The sequence below is a fragment of the Hymenobacter saemangeumensis genome, assembly GCF_039541835.1.
GTDB lineage: Bacteria > Bacteroidota > Bacteroidia > Cytophagales > Hymenobacteraceae > Hymenobacter > Hymenobacter saemangeumensis.
This window is the reverse complement of record NZ_BAABGZ010000013.1, coordinates 496,964-514,840: the sequence shown is the minus strand read 5'-3', so window position 1 is coordinate 514,840 and position 17,877 is coordinate 496,964. Positions and strand designations below refer to the sequence as shown.

General features: G+C 61.8%; 14 protein-coding genes. 3 read left to right on the top strand and 11 right to left on the bottom strand.

The annotated features are described in order from the left end of the window. Nucleotide 1: 1 nt before the first annotated feature. The 10 genes from ABD919_RS06415 to ABD919_RS06370 form a co-directional block, all read right to left on the bottom strand. The gene (locus ABD919_RS06415; protein WP_345234873.1) at nt 2-1,309 is read right to left on the bottom strand and encodes a sensor histidine kinase; all 1,308 of its coding nucleotides are present in this window, start codon (nt 1,307-1,309) and stop codon (nt 2-4) included. 95 nt (nt 1,310-1,404) lie between these two features. After that, on the bottom strand, nt 1,405-2,796 hold the full coding sequence (locus ABD919_RS06410) for a sigma-54-dependent transcriptional regulator (RefSeq protein ID WP_345234871.1): 1,392 nt from the start codon (nt 2,794-2,796) through the stop codon (nt 1,405-1,407). 108 nt (nt 2,797-2,904) lie between these two features. Further along, nucleotides 2,905-4,113 (bottom strand): ABC transporter permease, encoded by a 1,209-nt coding sequence (locus ABD919_RS06405; RefSeq protein WP_345234869.1) that lies wholly within the window; start codon nt 4,111-4,113, stop codon nt 2,905-2,907. 28 nt (nt 4,114-4,141) lie between these two features. Then, nucleotides 4,142-5,407, bottom strand: a complete 1,266-nt coding sequence (locus ABD919_RS06400; protein ID WP_345234868.1) for an ABC transporter permease — start codon at nt 5,405-5,407, stop codon at nt 4,142-4,144. Further along, the gene (locus ABD919_RS06395; RefSeq protein WP_345234866.1) at nt 5,397-5,984 is read right to left on the bottom strand and encodes an RNA polymerase sigma factor; all 588 of its coding nucleotides are present in this window, start codon (nt 5,982-5,984) and stop codon (nt 5,397-5,399) included. The genes ABD919_RS06400 and ABD919_RS06395 overlap by 11 nt, the downstream gene beginning before the upstream one ends. Before the next feature lie 89 nt (nt 5,985-6,073). Continuing rightward, the gene (locus ABD919_RS06390; RefSeq protein WP_345235202.1) at nt 6,074-6,742 is read right to left on the bottom strand and encodes an ABC transporter ATP-binding protein; all 669 of its coding nucleotides are present in this window, start codon (nt 6,740-6,742) and stop codon (nt 6,074-6,076) included. 620 nt (nt 6,743-7,362) lie between these two features. Beyond that, on the bottom strand, nt 7,363-8,925 hold the full coding sequence (locus ABD919_RS06385; protein ID WP_345234864.1) for a TolC family protein: 1,563 nt from the start codon (nt 8,923-8,925) through the stop codon (nt 7,363-7,365). 103 nt (nt 8,926-9,028) lie between these two features. Then, nucleotides 9,029-10,276 (bottom strand): efflux RND transporter periplasmic adaptor subunit, encoded by a 1,248-nt coding sequence (locus ABD919_RS06380; protein WP_345234862.1) that lies wholly within the window; start codon nt 10,274-10,276, stop codon nt 9,029-9,031. 210 nt (nt 10,277-10,486) lie between these two features. Further along, on the bottom strand, nt 10,487-12,670 hold the full coding sequence (gene feoB / locus ABD919_RS06375; RefSeq protein ID WP_345234860.1) for a ferrous iron transport protein B: 2,184 nt from the start codon (nt 12,668-12,670) through the stop codon (nt 10,487-10,489). A 9-nt stretch (nt 12,671-12,679) separates the two neighbouring features. After that, the gene (locus ABD919_RS06370) at nt 12,680-12,958 is read right to left on the bottom strand and encodes a FeoA family protein (protein WP_345234858.1); all 279 of its coding nucleotides are present in this window, start codon (nt 12,956-12,958) and stop codon (nt 12,680-12,682) included. A 235-nt stretch (nt 12,959-13,193) separates the two neighbouring features. Between ABD919_RS06370 and ABD919_RS06365 the strand changes: the two genes are divergently transcribed. Together ABD919_RS06365 and ABD919_RS06360 are read left to right on the top strand one after the other, a co-directional pair. Next, nucleotides 13,194-14,093 carry a carboxypeptidase-like regulatory domain-containing protein gene (locus tag ABD919_RS06365; RefSeq protein WP_345234856.1) on the top strand — a complete coding sequence of 300 codons (900 nt, stop codon included), beginning with the start codon at nt 13,194-13,196 and terminating at the stop codon, nt 14,091-14,093. Nucleotides 14,094-14,161: 68 nt separating this feature from the next. After that, nucleotides 14,162-15,058 carry a hypothetical protein gene (locus ABD919_RS06360; RefSeq protein ID WP_345234854.1) on the top strand — a complete coding sequence of 299 codons (897 nt, stop codon included), beginning with the start codon at nt 14,162-14,164 and terminating at the stop codon, nt 15,056-15,058. Between the two features lie 117 nt (nt 15,059-15,175). Here ABD919_RS06360 and ABD919_RS06355 read toward each other — a convergent pair whose 3' ends face one another. Continuing rightward, on the bottom strand, nt 15,176-16,426 hold the full coding sequence (locus tag ABD919_RS06355) for an alpha/beta hydrolase family protein (protein WP_345234852.1): 1,251 nt from the start codon (nt 16,424-16,426) through the stop codon (nt 15,176-15,178). A 437-nt stretch (nt 16,427-16,863) separates the two neighbouring features. Here ABD919_RS06355 and ABD919_RS06350 point away from each other — a divergent pair, with 437 nt between their 5' ends. Beyond that, nucleotides 16,864-17,718 (top strand): carboxypeptidase-like regulatory domain-containing protein, encoded by an 855-nt coding sequence (locus ABD919_RS06350; RefSeq protein WP_345234850.1) that lies wholly within the window; start codon nt 16,864-16,866, stop codon nt 17,716-17,718. The last annotated feature ends 159 nt before the right edge of the window (nt 17,719-17,877 follow it).

Genomic DNA, 17,877 nt, shown 5'->3' with positions numbered 1-17,877 from the left:
ACTAAGCACCCGTTAGCTGTACGGAAAATGCCGTGCGGCCAGTGGCCTGGGTAGCCAGGGAGAAGTGGAAGCCGTGCTGCAGCAGAATGTCGCGCACCAGGGTGAGGCCAATGCCCTGCCCGTCGCGCTTGGTGCTGAAGAACGGGGTGAACAGGCGCTGGGCCACCTCGGGCGAAATGCCCGGGCCGTCGTTTTCGAGCACTACCAGGGGCGGCGATAGCGTGGTGCGCACCCATACGTTGCCGTCCTGCCCGATGGCTTCCAGCGCATTCTTGGCGATGTTAAGAAAAGCCTGTTCCAGCTGCTGGGCATCGAGGCTGACGATGAGCGGCTGGGGAGCCAGCTCCCAGTGCCAGTGAATGCGGCGCTGCTCGCTCTGGGGCTGCAGCAGGCGGCAGATGCCCTTGAGCAGGGCATGCAAATCGGTGGGCTGGCGCGAGGGCGGGGGCAGCCGCACGAGATGGGCGAAGTTGGCAATGAAGTTGGCCAGCTGGGTGTTGCGGCCGATGGACACGTCCAGGGCCTCCGTGAAGTCGGGCCGGTCGTCGGCCGACAGCTGGGGGGCGTAGTAGTGGAAGCTGGTGAGAATGGAGTTGATGGCGCCGATGGAGTTGTTGATTTCGTGCGACATCATCCGAATCAGCTTTTCGTAGGCCTGCTTTTCCTGGCGGATAAGGTCCTGGGTTAGCTCCTCTACCAGCAGGAAGCGGCGGGTAAAGCCCCGGTCGAGGAAGTGGGAGCTGTGGACGCGGTAGGTTTGCATGCCCGACAGGCGCAGGGGCTGGGGCTGGCCCTCGGTTGCCAGGGCCAGGGCGCTGCCCCACTCCCCCGGCAGCTCGGCCGGCCGGCGCCCCAGCAGGGACGTGCCGGGCAGGCCCACAAACCGCTCGGCCGCCGCGTTTACGCCTTCGATGCGGCCTTCAAAGTCGAGAATAAGGATGCCGGCCGGCGAAGCCTGGATGATGCGCTCCAACAAAAAGCTTTTCTCGTGCTGGCTGACCCGCTCCTCGCGCAGCTCGTCAATCATGTGGTTGTACACCTCAATCAGCTGGTCCATTTCCCGCTGGCCCACGGGCACGAACTTCATGCTGAAGTCCTTGGCCCGAATGGCCGAGGTGCCGGCGGCAATGAGGTGAAAGGGCCGCACGAAGCCATTGTAGAGCTGCACCGTGAGCACGATGCTGAACAGCAGCAGGGCTTCGGCGGCCAGGAACAATTCCCGGTTGCTGGTGCGCAGCTGGGCAGCCAGCAGTATCAGCACCGCATGAATGGTGACGACGAAGAGAATGAACTTGGTGCGGAGGGTCATTTCTGGGTTTCTGGTTCCTGGTTTTTGGTTTCTTGTTGTCGGTCTGGCGCCAGAATCAGCAACCAGAAACCAGGAACAAGAAACCAGAAACTACCCTATTCTGCCGTGTCGAAGGGGATGCTGTGCTTTTCCAGGCGGCGGTAGAGGGCGCCGCGGCTCAGGCCCAGGGCTTTGGCTACGCGGCTGATGTTGCCCTCGTAGTGACTCAGGCTTTGCTTAATCATCTGGGCTTCCAGCTCATCGAGGGTCATGGTGCCGGGGGCGGGCAGCTCGCCGGGCTCGGGGGCGCGCAGCACCATGCGCTGGCTGTGGGCCTGAAAGTCTTCGGGGCCCAGCTCTTCCTTGCCGCTCACGAGCACGGCCCGCTCCACCAGGTTTTTCAGCTCGCGGATGTTGCCGGGCAGGGGCTGCTCGCGCAGCCAGTGCAGGGCGCGGGTGCTCACCTTCAGGGCGGGGCGGTGGTAGGTGGCGCGCAGGCCGTCCACGAAGTGCTGGGCCAGCAGGGGAATGTCCTGGGCACGCTCGCGCAGGGCGGGCAGGCGCACCGTGATGAGGTTGATGCGGTAGAACAGGTCTTCGCGGAAGCGGCCCTGGGCCACCATCTCGGCCAGGTTGCGGTTGGTGGCGGCAATCACGCGGATGTCGAGGCGCCGCGGCTTGCTGTCGCCCAGCACTTCGTAGGTGCGGTCCTGCAGCACGCGCAGCAGCTTCACCTGGGAGGCCAGCTCCAGCTCGCCAATTTCGTCCAGGAAAATGGTGCCGCCATTGGCCATCTCGAAGCGGCCCAGGCGGTCGGTTTTGGCATCGGTGAAGGCTCCGCGGCGGTGGCCGAACATCTCGCTTTCAAACAGCGACGAGGAGATACCGCCCAGGTTGACTTTCACAAACGGCTGGTTTTTGCGGTGGCTGTTCTGGTGAATGGCTTCGGCAATCAGCTCCTTGCCGGTGCCGCTTTCGCCCTCAATGAGCACCGAGGCATCCGTAGCGGCCACCTGGCCCACGTTGCGCAGCACCTGCAGCAGCTGGGCGTCCTGACCCACAATGCTGCGGAAGCTGTACTGGCGGTCGAGCTGCCGCCGGCTCAGGGCGCTGCTGTCGGCCTCGCCCTCGGCGCTGCTCTCGCTCAGGGTCAGCACCGTGCGGATGGTTTGCAGCAGGGCGTCGTTGTGCCAGGGCTTGGTGACGAACTCCGCCGCGCCGGCCTTCATGCCTTCTACGGCCAGCGTGATGCTGCCCCAGCCGGTGATGAGGATGACCGGCAGCTGGGGGGCCAGCTGCTTTACTTCGCGCAGCAGGGCCAGGCCATCCTGCCCGCTGGTGTCCAGCGAGTAGTTCATGTCCATGAGCACCAGGCGGGGCGGCGCTTCACGCACTACCCGCAGGGCATCGGCGGGCGTGGCCACGCTTTTGGCGGGGTAGCCGGCCTGCTTGAGCAACAGCGAGAGAGAAGTCCGAACCGCGAGGTCGTCGTCGACAATAAGTATCATAACAGTTGATGCGAAGGTAGGAAAGCGGGGCAAGGAAAGGAAGCACATACCCGGCGGCTGGCAGGTGTCCTGGAAAGGCCGGTGCGAAGCGGCGCGCGCCGCCGGACTTTACTCTTCGCGCAGGGCCACGGCGGGGTGAATACCAGCCGCCAGGCGGCTGGGGTGCCAGGCGCAGACGGCCGTGATAAGGTACACCAGCAGCGCCGCCAGCCCAATGGCCGATACGTAAAGCATGGGGGGCATGCCAAAGGCTCCCAGCAGCGGGAACTGCGCTGCCAGCAGCACCCCCAGCAGCACCCCCAGGGTTGTTACCACGCTCATCTCGCCCAGAAACTGCCAGCTGATGCCCGGACCGGTAGCGCCCAGGGCCCGGCGCAGTCCAATCTCGGCCCGGCGCTGGCTGATGTTGTACCACAGCACCCCGAACAGGCCCAGGGCCACGTTCAGAATCAGAAAGCCCCCCACCAGGGCCAGGCCGATTATTGGCGTGAGCGTGTACTTGCGCATGTTGGCCCGGTCGGCTTCCATGGTGCGCACCTCGGTGGTCCACTGGCGGGTGACGCCGGCCACGGTGCGGGCAATTTTCTCCTGCAGCAGGCCGGCCTGGCCGGGAGCTACGCGCACCAGTACGCTGGCCGTTTCCCAGTGGGTGGTGTCGTAGGGAATCAGGCGCTTCCACACAGAGGGCGCCGCGGGCGAAAAGTCGGTATCCGTGCGCACGTTCTCAACCACGCCTACCACCTGGTACTCGTCCTCCGGACCGGGAGCGGGGCTTTTCTCATTGGCCTTGCCCCAGGTGAAAATCTTGCCCAGGGCCGGCTCCTGCCCAAAAAGCGCCTCGCGCAGGTCCTGGGTGATAACGACTGGGCGATGCTTGGTGGCATCGTCGGAGGCCCGGAACCAGCGGCCTTCGCGCAGGTGCAAGCCCAGCGTGTTAGCGTAGCTGTCATCGGCATCGTAATTATTGGTAATGGGAGAGTCCCGGTTTTTGTAATGGTAAAAGCCGTTCATGGTGCTGAAGGTGAACGGCAGGTTGCCGCTGGTGAGGGCCACGTGACGTACCCCGGGCAGGGCTTTCACCTGCCGCAGCACGTCGTCGAGCTCGGGCCGGGGCATCTTTTCCCCCTGCTTAGCGGCGATGGTGAGGCGCCATACGCTCTCGGTTTGAAAGCCCCGCGGGGAATAGTAGTTCTGGGCGAAGCGCAGCAGCATAGCCCCCACCCCGAACAGCACAACAAACGAGAAGAAGATTTCGGTGATGAGCAGCAGGTTGGCCCGCTTGCGGTTCCAAATCAGCTTGAATAAATGACGGAGCATGGTACAGCGTGGTAAGGCGATGAAAGGGCTAATTCCGGTCGGCATTGCCGTGCAGGGCCACGGCGGGGTTCAGGCGCGACATTTTCCAGGCCGGGTACACGCCACTGAGCAAGCCAAAAAATAAGGTGAGCAGCAGGCCGTACCCAAACACGCGCCCGCTGAGGTTGAACTGCGCGTAAGCCACCACGTGCAGGTCGTTGAGCAGGGCCAGCGTCGCGGCGGCCATCAGCAGGCCCAGCGCGCCGCCCAGACAGGCCAGCACCACGTTCTCGACCAGAAACTGCCCTACCAGCGTGCGGCTCGAAGCGCCAAAGGCCTTGCGCACCCCGATTTCCGACGAGCGCTCAAGAATGCGCGTCACGTTCAGGTTTACCAGGTTTAGGGTCGGCAGCAACATGAACAGCAGGCCCAGCACCGAGACTATAAGGTAAAATTTCTCTAATCCGCTGGCTCCTGTTTTGGTGGTGGAATCAAAAAACAGCTGACGGGTAAAGCTGGCCAGCACCGGGTCGGCCCAGGAATAGATTTTCATTACCTCCTTGGGGTTGGGGATTTCCACCCGGCTTATCACCTGGTTGTACTCGGCATACATTTCGTCGACCTTGGCTGCTGAAGGAGCCAGCAGCACCGGAATAAAATCCCCACTGAGCCGGTTGTCGGAAAACACGTTGCGGCTCAGCGTGTAGGGCACCCACACATCGGAATAGGAGTAGATATGGGCGGCCGACACGTTGGGCACCACGCCCGCCACGCGGAAGCGCTTGAGGTCGATTTCGATAATCTTGCCTACCACGCCCACCGCGGTGCCAAAGTAGGCCCGGGCCGTGGCTTCGTTTACCACGCACACCGGCTGGCTCTGCTTTACTTCACTGGCCGTGAAGGCCCGGCCGTCGAGGAAGTCAAACTCCATGATGTTCCAGAACTCGCCGTCGGTATAGCGGATGTCGAGCGGCATAAGCTTGTTGTTGGCAAAAGCCGTGGCGTTGCCTACGCTAGAAGTCAGGGCCACCCGCTCGGGGGTTTTCATGGTGCGCACGTAGGTATCGATAAAGCGCACGCTCATAGGCGAGTTCATCCACCCCTGGTTGTCCTGCATCTCCTGGCGCAGGGAGCTCACGAACAGCATGCGGTCCATGCGCTTTTCGGGCATGTGGGCCCCGGTCAGGTGGTCGAACAAAGCAAACACCACCAGCAGCACCATCAGCGTGAAGCTGATGCCGAACAGGCTGATGAAAGTGAAGAACTTGCGGCGCAGCAGCACCCGCCAGGCGATTTTCAGATAGTTAAGCAGCATATGCTTGGGAGTAAGAAGTAGTGAAACGGGCGGCCGTCAGCTGGCGCTGCAGCTGGGCGCGGGCCTTGGACAGCTGCGACTTGGACGTGCCTTCCGAGATACCCAGCAGGGCCCCGATTTCGGGGTGGGTGTAGCCCTCGATGGCATAGAGGTTGAACACGGTGCGGTAGCCGGCCGGCAGGTCCTGAATCAGGCGCTGCAGGTCTTCGGTGGCCAGCTCCGACTCGGCCTGGGCCGCTACCGAGGCCAGCTGCGGCGTGCAGTCGTCGAGGTCGAGGTGGGCCGGGCGCTTGCTGCGCAGGTAGCTCAGGGCGGTGTTTACCATGATGCGGCGCACCCAGGCGTTGAGGCAGCCTTCCTGGCGGTAGCCTTGCAGGTTTTGAAACACCTTCACGAAGCCCTGCATCAGCACTTCTTCGGCGTCTTCGGGGTGGCGCACGTAGCGCAGGCACACGGCCATCATCTTGGCTGCCAGGCGGTCGTAGAGCACGCGCTGGGCGCGGGGGTTGCCCCGGCGGCACTCGGCCACGAGGTCGGCTTCGGCAAGGGCGCTGGCGGGATGAACAAGGGTTTTCATATCTTTTTTTTGCAGAAGAAGTAGCGCGGAGTTTCACTCCGCGAATGAGTGTAACTAGTAGCAGTGCCGGCGCGGAATGGAATTCCGCGTTACTGCACCTGGCTGCCGTCGAAGAAGCGAATCAGGCGCTGGGTTTTCAGGGCTTGCTGCTCGTCGTGGGTTACCATCACGATGGTGGTGCCTTCCTCGCGGTTGAGGCTGAGCAGCAGGTCCATAATCTCCTCGCCCATCACCGAGTCGAGGTTGCCGGTAGGTTCGTCGGCCAGAATGATTTCCGGCTGGCCCACCAGCGCCCGGGCAATGGCCACGCGCTGGCGCTGCCCGCCGGAAAGCTGGCTGGGGAAGTGGCCGGTGCGCGCACTCAGCCCCACCTTGTCGAGAGCAGCCAGGGCCCGCTGCCGGCGCTCTTTGCCGCCTACGCTGCTACGGTACAGCAGCGGCAGCTCCACGTTGTCGAGCACCGACAAGTCGTTGATGAGGTGGTAGCTCTGGAAGACGAAGCCGATTTTCAGGTTGCGCAGGTTGGCCACCTCCTTATCGGAGTAGGAGCGTACCGGGCGGCCGTCAATTTCGATGGTGCCGCTGGTGGGCTCGTCGAGCAGGCCTATCAGGCTCAGCAGCGTAGACTTGCCGCAGCCGCTGGGCCCCATGATGGACACAAACTCCCCGCGGTTGATGGTGAGGTTTACGCGGTTCAGCGCCACCGTCTCGATGGTCTTGGTCTGGTACACCTTTTCGATGTCGATAAGGCGAAGAATCGGCGCACCAGCCGGGGCCTTGGCCGGGGTGCGTACATCGGTGGGGTGGGCGAGCAGGTTTTCCATGAGAAAAAGGTGAGAAAAGCGCGGGGTGAAGGAGTTGTTCGATTCTGGTCAGCAGGGCACCAGGGCCTACCCTACTTAGCCAAGCGGTGTGCCAAAAACACAACTAACTTAAAATCAGAATCTTTTACACAAATCCTCATTTTGCCCGCCCAAAAAAGATGTTCGGAAACGGACACTGTGTTCGGTAGTGGATAAGGGCGCTGTTCGGTAGTTGCTGCAGCCTTCGCCCGTTTACCCCCCCCGGCCCCGCCGCTTGATGCGCGGAATCCTCCGGGAGAGGGGAGCCTGACGACTCCTTTTCAGAATTTGCCCTTCAGTTGGCGGCGGTAGGCTCTTGCTTTGCAACGCGTCGGACGACTCCTTTAATGGAATTGGCACCCCTCCCCCGGAGGGGAGGGGCCGGGGTGGGGTGAACGGGCCAGGAAGCCATGCTTGGGCTGAACTCGCCAATCTATCCTTCCAAGCTTACCTTATAAAAAAGCCCGGCAGAATTCTGCCGGGCCTTTCCGAGGCTTTACCCAAAGCATTCACTAAAAAGAGAGGGTGGCAAAGTCTTACCGGGCCGGTGCAGCCGAGGCCAGGGGCTGCTGGCGTTCGAAGTCGTACAGCGTGAGGGCGCGCAGGCGGTAGTGGGCCACCCAGCAGGCGCGCAGGGCGGCGATGTAGCCGCGCTTGGCCAGGTCCTTGGCGGCCAGGGCCAGGTTTACATCGTTGAGGCTGATGCGGCCCACGAGGTAGGTAGCGCGGGCAATGTCGTAGCGCTGCTGGGCCAGGGAGTCGGCCCGGGCCGCCAGGCGCAGCTGCTGGCTCAGGGAAGGCAGCTGGCCCGCCTGGGTAAGCACGGTTTGCTCGAAGCTGCGCTCCTCCTGGGCTACGTTGTACTGCACCTGCTCGCGGGCCAGCTCGGCGGTTTTCACAATGGATTTCTGCCGGCCCCAGTCCACGATGGGCATGCTGAAAGCCAGCCGGACCTGCTGCTGGTTTTGCAGGTTGCTGTAGGTAGTGCCCAGGTTCTCGGCCTGGTTTACGTAGCCCAGGTTAGCCGTCAGGGATGCCTGCAGGCCGGTGCTGCCCTTGGCCAGGGCCACGTCGCGCTCGGCCTGCAGCAGGCGGCGGCGGAAGGCCAGGGTGCTGCTGCGGTGCTGGCGTGCCTGCTCCAGGGCCTGGGCCGGTGCTACCGGCGGCAGCTGCGCCGCCGGCGGCACGGCCAGCTGGGGCGCCTCCGTACCGGGCAGCCCGGTGTAGGCCTGCAGGCTAACCGCCGCGTTTTCGGCTTCCATCTGGGCCCGGGCCTGGGCCTGGCGGGCATCCAGCACGTTCAGCTCCAGCTGCAGCAGGTCGCTCTGCGAAAGGCGGCCCAGCTTGAACTTCTCCTGGCCCACGCGCAGCATCTCGGCGGCGGCGCGGGCATTCTGGCCTGCCACATCGGCATTCACCTGCTGCAGCAGCACGTCGAAGTACAGCTCGGCCACGCGCTGGGCAATAGTTTCGCGCTCCTCCACGTACTGGCGCTGGCTTTCCTGGTAGCGCAACGGCTCAATGCGCCGGTTCCAGGCCAGGCCGTTGAACTGCCCCAGGGGCTGCACCACGCCAATGGTAAAGGGCTGGTTGTTGTAGCGCTTCAGCTCGCCGTTGAAATCATCGAAGCGCTGCACCTCCGAGCCCAGAACCAGCTGCCCCCCGGTAAGGCCGATGTTCTGGCTGAGCGTCAGGGCCAGGTTGGAGTTGTTGATGCGCACGGCCCGGAAATCGGTGGTGCCGTCGGGCTGCACCACGGGCGTAATCACCCGGCTGAAGTTGGGCACCGTGCCTTGCAAACCCAGCTGGGGCCGGTAGTTGGCCTGAAACCCGCGCCACTGCCAGTAGCCGGTTTCGCGGTTGGTGTGGGCCTGGTGCCCGGCGGCCGAGTGGCTCAGGGCCTGGTCAATAATGGCCGGCAGCGTCAGCGTAGTGGGCTGGGCGTGGGTGGCCAGGGGGAAGAATAAGGTCAGGGCTAAGAGGGCCAGTCGCCCTCCGCGATGCGCCTCACCCCCGGCCCCTCTCCAAAGGAGAGGGGAGCCTGACGATTGAAGCGGGCGGCTAGGCTTGCTTTTGCAGAAGAAGGACAGATAATGCATTGTCAGCAGGTCTATAAAAGGAGTATCGGCAGAAGTCGGCTGGCTCCCCCTCTCCGTGGGAGAGGGGGCCGGGGGGTGAGGCGCATGTGTGGTCAGGTTGGGGCTATTCCTTCACCGTCAGCTCGGGGGTGTCCTCGTGGTCTTTCATATCCGAAATCACCACCTCTTCGCCGGGGCGCAGGCCACTGGTGACTTGCACGTAGTCGAAGTTGCTGTCGCCGAGCTGCACCACACGGCGGGTGGCCCGCCCATCCTTCACCACGAATACCAGCTGCTCGCGCCCCCCGTGGTAGTAGGGGCCATTCTTGAGCCGCAGCACGTTGTGATGCGACTTGGTTACCACAAACACGTCGGCCCGCAGGTTGGCGCGCAGGGCGGGGTGGTGGTTGTCGTCGAGCTCGGCGAAAAAGGTGACCACGCCTTTCTCCACGGCCGGACTGATGTTGCTGATGTGGCCGCGCAGGTCGGTTTCGTTTACCCGCACCACCACGGCATCGCCGGGGTGCAGCTGCTCGGCGTAGGTGTCGGAGATGGTAGCCCGCACCCGGAAGCTGCTCAGGTCGGCCACGCGGGCCAGGGCGTCGCCGGCCTGCACCGTGCTGCCAATGTTCTCGTTCACCCAGGTAAGTACGCCGGGCTGCTGGCTGCTGATGTCGGCCTGCCGCAGCTTGTCGGCCAGCTCCTTGATGCTGCGCTGCTGCATGGATACGGTGTAGCCCAGCTCGCGCACATCGGCGGCATTTACCCGCTGCTGGTTTTCAATCTGCCGGCGCAGGCGCTCAGCTTCCAGCTGGGCCACGGCCAGGTTCAGCTCGGCCTGGCGCACGCTCTCGGCCGTGCCGCCCCCGATTTTCAGCAGGTGCTGCTCGTCGCGCAGGGTCGACTGCAGGCTGCTCACTTTCACGCGCTGCACCTGCTCCTGGGCCCGCAGGTCGTTGAGGTTGCGCTCCAGGGTGAGCTGCAGCTGGGAGTTTTTGTTCTGGTTGCGCAGCTGCTCGTCGCTGAGCTTGGCCAGGCTGGAGCCGGCCAGCTCTTTGTCCAGCTCCAGAATGATTTGCCCCGGCTGCACCCGGCTGCCTACCGCTACGTTTATGCGCTGAATGGTGCTTTGGATGGGACTGGTAATCACGGCTTCATGCCCCGGCACCAGCACGCCGGAAGCCGTAAGCGCCGCTTCCACGTCGCCGGTTTCGGCCACGGCCGTCAGAATATTATCCCGCTTGATGCCGGGCTTTAGCACCGAGCGGAAGGCAAACAAGCCAGCCCCTACGGCAAGGGCCAGGGCAATGCCCAGCAGCCAGCGGCGGCGCAGGCGTTGGTTTTGAGTGGCAGCAGAAATGGCTCTGTCCATTTTCGAGCAGGAAAAAGATGGTTTCCTACTTCTGAAGCCAAGGCCCGTGCCACTTACATAAAAAAGTGATTATTAGATAAGTACACACAATGCCAGGCAGGAATCTCCGCCAAAACCTGTCCATTACCGGACACTACGTCCCCGTTCGGACAGCCTCTGCCCTTCTGCGCTTCCTCTGCGAAGCTTCCGCGCCCTCTGCGGTGAAAAACCCTACTTCAGCACCTGGTACACCAGCAGGGCCATGGCATACGCCAGCCCGGTCATGTACAGCAGCTGCGCCAGCGGCCAGCGCCAGCTCTTGGTTTCGCGGTAGGTAACCGCCAGCGTGCTCATGCACTGCATGGCAAACACATAGAATACCAGCAGGGAAAAGGCCCGCGCCGGCGTGAAGAACGGCTGGCCCTGCTCATCCCGCTCGGCCCGCAGCTTGTCCTGCACCGTGCCCAGGTCGGCGTCCTGCCCTACGCTATAAATGGTCGACATGGTACCGACAAACACCTCCCGCGCCGCAAACGACGTGAGCAGGGCAATGCCGATTTTCCAGTCGAAGCCCAGGGGCCGGATGGCTGGCTCGATGCTGCGGCCGAAGATGCCGGCGTAGGAGCTTTCGAGGCGGGCCGCCGCAACGCTTCGCTCCAGCTCCGCAGCAGCGGGGCCGGCGGGCTGGGCGGTATACTGCTGCCGCACCTGCTTTTCGGCCAGGTCCTGGCTGTTGCCGGGCCCGTAGCTGGCCAGCACCCACAGCACCACTGAGATGGCCACAATCACCTGCCCAGCCTGCCACACAAAGGCCTTTACCTTCTGCCAGATGGTGATGCCCACGTTTTTCCAGCGCGGCCACTTGTACACCGGAAACTCCATGATGAAGTAGCTCCGCTCCCGCGTTTTGAGAATGGTTTTCAGCACCCAGGCCGAGGCCAGGGCCGTGAAAAAGCCCAGCAGGTACAAGGCCATCAGGGCCACGCCGCGCAGGTTAAGAATGCCCAGCACGGCGCGGTCGGGCACCACCAGTGCCACCAGCACCGTGTACACCGGAATGCGGGCCGAGCACGACATCAGCGGGGTCACGAAGATGGTTATCATCCGGTCTTTCCAGCTCTCGATGGTACGGGCGCCCATAATGGCCGGCACGGCGCAGGCTAGCCCCGAAATCAGGGGCACCACGCTTTTGCCGCTCAGCCCAAATGGCCGCATCAGCTTATCCATCAAAAAGGTAACCCGGGCCATGTAGCCGGTTTCCTCCAGCACCGCCAGAAAAGCAAACAGCAGGGCAATCTGGGGGATGAAAATCAGCACCCCGCCCAGACCGGCCAGCACGCCCTCCGTAAGCAGGCGCACCAGGGGCCCGTCGAAGTTGTTCTGAATGGTGGCGCTCAGGGCCGCGATGCTTTGCTCAATCCAGTCCATGGGGTACTGGGCCCAGGCGAAGATGGCCTGGAAGAGCAGGAACAGGATGCTCAGGAAAATCAGGTAGCCGCCCACGCGGTGGGTCAGCACCTTGTCGATGCGGTTGCTTACCGGCTCGCGCTTCTCAGTGCGCACCACCGTCACGGCTTCCAGCAGTATCTCGTTGATGCGGCGGTAGCGGCCAATGGTTTCGGCCGCCTGCTGGGTGGTGGCGTCGAACTGGTACTGCTGCACCAGCTCCTGAATGTGGGCCTTGTCGTCGGCACTCAGGAAGCCAATCTGCCGGAACTGCTGCGCGTAGTGCAGGGCCAGGTAGTCGTTGTGCAGGTTAAAGTAGTAGCGAATCTGGCGCACCATGGGCAGCAGCTCCTCCGTCGGCTCCCAGAAGCGCACGGGCGGCGCCGCCAGCCGCTGGGCCATCACAATCTTGAGGGCCGCGATGCCGCTGCCGTTGCGGGCGTTCATGGGAATCACGGGCACGCCCAGCTCCTGCTCCAGGGCTGGAATGTCGATGCGCACGCCGCGCCGCTCGGCCACGTCGGTCATGTTCAGGGCCAGCACGGCGGGCAGCTCCAGGTCGGCCAGCTGGCTGAACAGCAGCAGGCTGCGCCGCAGGTTGCTGGCGTCTACCGTTACCACCACAAAGTCGGGGTAGCCCTTGGCCTCCTTGTCGTAGAGCAGGTCGGTTATTACCTTCTCGTCGAGGCTTTTGGGGTAGAGCGAGTACGTGCCCGGCAAATCCACAATCTCGGCCCGCTGCGTGGGCGAGAGCTGGGCAAAGCCCGACTTACGGTCGACCGTCACGCCGGGGAAGTTGCCCACCTTCTGGTTCAGGCCCGTGAGCTGGTTGAACAGCGAGGTTTTGCCGCTGTTGGGGTTGCCAATCAGGGCAATACGGGTCAGGGCCAGGTGGGCTCCGGACTGAACGTCGCCGGTGCCGGCGGCGGTAGCGCCGAGTGGCGCCGTGTCAATAACCGGTGCTGCCATGCCCTGCGCTTAGCCCTTCAACAAAATGGTAGCAGCCTCGCTGGCCCGCAGCGAAAGGGTGTACTCCTCGTCGCCCAGCACCAGCATCAGCGGGTCGCCCAGTGGGGCCCGGCCGCTAAGCCGCACCTGCACTCCGGGCAAGCAACCCATTTCCAGCAGCTTGAGCGCCATCTCGGGGTCTTCGAGGCAGCAGATGGTGCCGCTCTCGCCCACACGCAGGTCCCGGGCCGTGCGGCGCGAGTCCACCACCGGAGAAACAGAACGAGCAGCGCGACGAAACAGACCCAAGGCAGTAAGGAAAATCGGTGAAGGGGGGACGGCTTATTTAGAAAGACTACAAACAAAGGTACTAAGCAGGAAGGTTTCGGGCCGGCTTCCTGCGCTGAAGAAATTTTTTTCTGCGCTGGCTAGCTTCTAGCCCAAGAATTTTATTGTTTCGCCTCTGTCCTATTGCTATGTGCCCACAAAATCCAATAACTTTCAGTCCAAAATTTGTAATTTCGTTTGTTCTACTCCTTCTGCTATGGTCAAACGCTTACTTTTTATTGCATTATTTTTAGGTTCAACTTCAACTGCCGCTTGGGCTCAAACGGCCCAGATTAAGGGGGTAATTGTTGACAAAGACACCAAAGAACCGCTGCCCTTCACGTCCATTGGCCTGAAGGAAGAGCAGATTGGCGCGCTCAGCAACGAGCACGGCCTGTTCATTGTGCCCGCTCCCACCAAGAATGCCCAGGATACCCTGCAGGTAATGGCCCTGGGCTACTACCGCAAAACCATTGTCGTGAAGCGGGGCGTGGCCATCGACAACCTCACCATTGAGGTGCCCAAGCGGGCCGTGGAGCTGGGTGGTGTCACGGTGAAGGCCGGCAAGGTGAAAAACCTGGGCCTGGGCGCCAAGTCCAGCGACCCCGGCGAAGGCATGATTCAGGGCCTGCCCGGCAGCCAGTACGCCTTCTTCGTGAAAAACGAGAAGAACAAGCGCCTGGGCAACGTACGGACGGTGTCGTTCTACATCGGCGAGAACGGCTTCCCCCGCGAGCCTTTCCGCGTGCGCCTCTACAAGGCCGACGGCAACTACAACTCGCCCAACACCGACCTGCTCACCGAAAACGTCATCGTGTCGGCCCCCCAGGGCGGGCAGTGGTACACCGTCGACCTGACGCCCTACAACATCGTGGCGCCCGAGGAAGGCTTCTTCGTGGCCATGGAATGGGTAGTAAGCGGCGACAAGTTCTTCGCCACCAACTTCATGGACGACTACCAGCCCTACGGCCAGATTATGCGCCCCACCTTCGAGTTCAAGGAAAGCCGCACCTGGAACTACACCATGGGCAAGGGCTGGAGCCTCATCACCGCTGCCAACGCCCAGGGCCTGCGCTACAACGCCATGATTAAGGCCGAGGTGGACATGATTAAGTAAGCTGCCGGGCGGAGGTGAGGATTATTGCTTTATTTGCATGCAGTCCGTCTACCTTCTCAGCGTTTCTTATGCGCCTAGCACTTCTTGCCCTGGCTGGCTTTCTATTTACCGGGCAGTGCCGCGCCCAGGCACCCACAGCCAAGTGGGAAGGAGCCATTGTTGACCAGAAAACCAGAAAGCCAATTCCCTACGCCTGGGTAGACATGCAAGGCCAAAAGGCAAGGTTCTTTGCCGATAGCCTGGGCAAGGTTCTTATCGAAGCTCCCGGGCAGTTCCTGCCAGACACGCTTATTGGCATGGGGCTGGGCTATGAGCCGGTTAAGCAAGCCTTCAGCCCTACTGCCACAGCTGAACCCCTCAAGCTGGAGCTTCCAAAAACTGTGATACCGCTTAGCAACCTGGTTCTGCGTAGCGACAAAGCTGTTCCTTATACCTTGGGAGCCCGCTCCCGCCAGCCGGGTGAAGGCCTCATCCAGGGAATGCCGGGCTCGCAGTTCGCCACTTTTATGAAAAATGAAAAGGGCCGCGAAATGATGCATGTCAGGTCGGCAGCCTTTTACATTGCCGAGAGCGGCCAGCCTCGCACCAAGTTCCGGGTTCGGATTTATTCGATTAATCAGACATCGGGAGGGCCCGGCCGCGACCTGCTGCTTGAAAATGTTGTGGTGTCAGCCCCCCGCGGAGGCGGGTGGTTCACGGTCGACCTGACCCCTTACAACATTCCCGCGCCCGAGGCAGGCTTCTTCGTGGCTATGGACTGGCTCCAGCCGCCCAATTTCAAAGCGGCCACCTTCCTGGAAAGCGGCAGCTCCTACGGCCAGGCTTTGCGTCCCACCTTTGAGTTCAAGGAAAGCCGCACCTGGACCTATGTGGCCGGGCAGGGCTGGAACCAGCTACCCCTCGTCAATGCCAACGGCCGGGCTTACAACGCCATGATTAACGCCGAGGTGGACATGATTAAGTAGCCGGCAAGCAAGGATAAACAGCAAGGCCCCGCCCGGATAACGGGCGGGGCCTTGCCATTTGCAAGCAGCTATCTGAAAGAATCAGCGCAATCAATAAAATCAGCGCTAATCAGCGATTTACTTCTTGGCGCTCAACCCCGTAATCCACTCCCGGATAGCTTCCTGGGCTATGGGCGACACAAGGGGCCGCATCTCCCCGTTCAGCAGGGTCCACTCCGTTTTGGGAGGCTGAAACAGGTGGTTGAGGCCCGCCAGGCGCTTGCTGGTGGTGGCTTTGTTCACGCTTTTCAGCTCTTTTTCCAGGGCCGAAAGGTGCAGGTCGGCCGGGGCCTCCAGGTCGTTGGTGCCGTTGAGCAGCAGCACGGGGCACTTCACCTGGTCGAGGCTGGCAATGGGGTCGAAGGCCAGGAAGTAGCGCTGCCAGGGCGTCAGCATCTGGGCGGCTTCGCTCTGGGCGGCGCGGGGGTCCATGCCGTCGCAGTCCTGGCGCAGCATGTTGGCCACAATGGCCTGGGCCTGCTGGGCATTGGTCTGGCGGATGATGTCGTACATGGTGCGCTGGCGCTCATAAGCGGCCTGCACCTTGGCCGGGTCCAGCTTCTGGGCCTTGAGCTGGTCTACCTGCTGCTGCAGCAGGGTTTGCTGCCCGGGCAGGCCGTAGCCGGCCAGCGACACCACAAATGCCGGCGGCAGCGGCTGCCCGGCGGCCAGCAGGGCCACATTGGCGCCCTCGCCGTGCCCAACTACCCCGATGCGGTTGATGTTGATTTCGAGGCGGGCCCGCAGGAAGTTCAGCGCCGCCTGTACGTCGGTTACCAGGGCAGCCGTGGTGGCCGCAGCCGAGCTGCCGCCCGACTGGCCCACGCCGCGGTCGTCGTAGCGCAGCACGGCAATGCCGCGCCGGGTAAGGTAATCGGCCAGGGCGCCCAGCAGGCGGAAATCGTTTACGCTGCCGTCGCGGTCGTGCGGGCCCATGTCGCTCACCAGCACCACGGCCGGGAAAGGGCCGGGGCCGGGCGGAATGGTGAGGGTACCGCCCAGGTTCAGGCGCGAAGCCGGGTTGCTGAACACCACTTCTTCCTCGCGGTAAGGCGGCGTCAGGCGCGTGCCTTTGCCCGAGGCTGTGGGCATGGGCGCGTGGTGCAGCACTACCGGCGAGCTCACCCCGGGCTGGGTCCAGGTACCGCTCAGCTCTTTGCGTACGGTATCAAGCCGGGCCTTGTAGCGGCTTTCGGCCTGGGGCATCCAAAGCAGTACCGAGTCGCCGCGCACGGTTACTTCCACCGGCATGCGAAATACTTTCTGGGCAGGCACATCGAGGGCAGCGAAAAAGGTGCCCCCCGCCAGTGGCACCACGCTGATGGTCATATCCAGCTTACCCCCCAGTACTGGCAGCGGCCCTTTCCACAACCCACCCAAAGGCAAAGGCCGTGGTGGCGCACTTTGTGCTTTTGCGGCCGGCATCGCAGCCGTCCAGCTCAGTACCCCGGCTACCACCCAAGTAAAAAGTCTCATACCTTATTAAAATACCAATTTGGGCAAAAAGAGCCTAAAGTTAGTGATTTCGTCTGCAGTGCCTGCTATCCAAATGGAACAAATCAGTCGACCTAATTAAAAACATTGCTGTCTTAGATGGCCTACATTTCTTATTTTATTACTATTGAGGGGGAAAGTTGCATCAATAAGGCATCCCATTTAAGGAGGGGGTTACTATGTCGTTTTTACCTGTAAATTTGTAGACAAGCCATTTTTTCATTCTCTGTGCTATGCTAAGTCGCTTACTTCTACTCTTCCTTCTAACCTCCTTGTATCCAACTCTGAGCTGGGCACAAGGTGACCGCATCACTGGCCGGGTGGTAGATGCAGAATCCAAGGAGCCAATTCCCTTTGCTTCCATTACCCTGCGTGAGGAAGGTACTGGCGCTCTTACCAATGAGTATGGTTTCTTTCAATTGGCTATGCCGGTACGGAGCATCGACGACTCCATCATTGTAATGGCACTGGGCTTTAAGCGCACGGCCTTAATGGTGCGACGCGGCAAGATGGAAGACCTCATCATCGACCTGCCTCGGCAAACCATCAAGCTGGAAGGCTTCGTGGTAGAAGCCAGCAAAGTGCGTCCTATGATGCTGGGGGCTCGCTCCAACACCCCCGACCAGGGCATGATTCAGGGCATGCCGGGCAGCCAGTACGCCACCCTGATGAAAAATGAGAAGGGCAAGAAGCTGGGCTTTATCCGCTCGGTGTCGTTCTACATCGGCGAGAACGGCTTTCCCCGCGAGCCTTTCCGCGTGCGCCTCTACAAGGCCGACGGCAACTACAACTCGCCCAATACCGACATGCTTACCGAAAACGTAGTGGTGTCGGCCGCCCGGGGTGGTGAGTGGTTTACGGTAGACCTGACGTCCTACAGCATACCCGCTCCGGAAGAGGGCTTCTATGTGGCCATGGAATGGATTGTGAGTGGCGACAAGTTCTACACAACCAACTTCATGGACAGCTATACCCCATATGGGCAGATTTTACGTCCCACCTTCGAGTTCAAAGACAGCCGCACCTGGAACTACACCATTGGCCGCGGCTGGAGCCTTATTACGCTGGCCAATGGCAACTCGCGCTACAATGCCATGATTCGGGCTGAAGTAGACGCTTATAAATAAGCTCTTTCAATAATTTATGGCAGTAAAAACCCGTCGTTTCAGCCGGGTTTTTACTGCTTTACCGGGGCAGCCAAGGTTCACTTAAACCTTCGTGCTCCCTCATCGATTTCCCCTTTATGGGGCCGCTGGTGCCTGTCAGGCCTTTTTTGGGTAAAACCC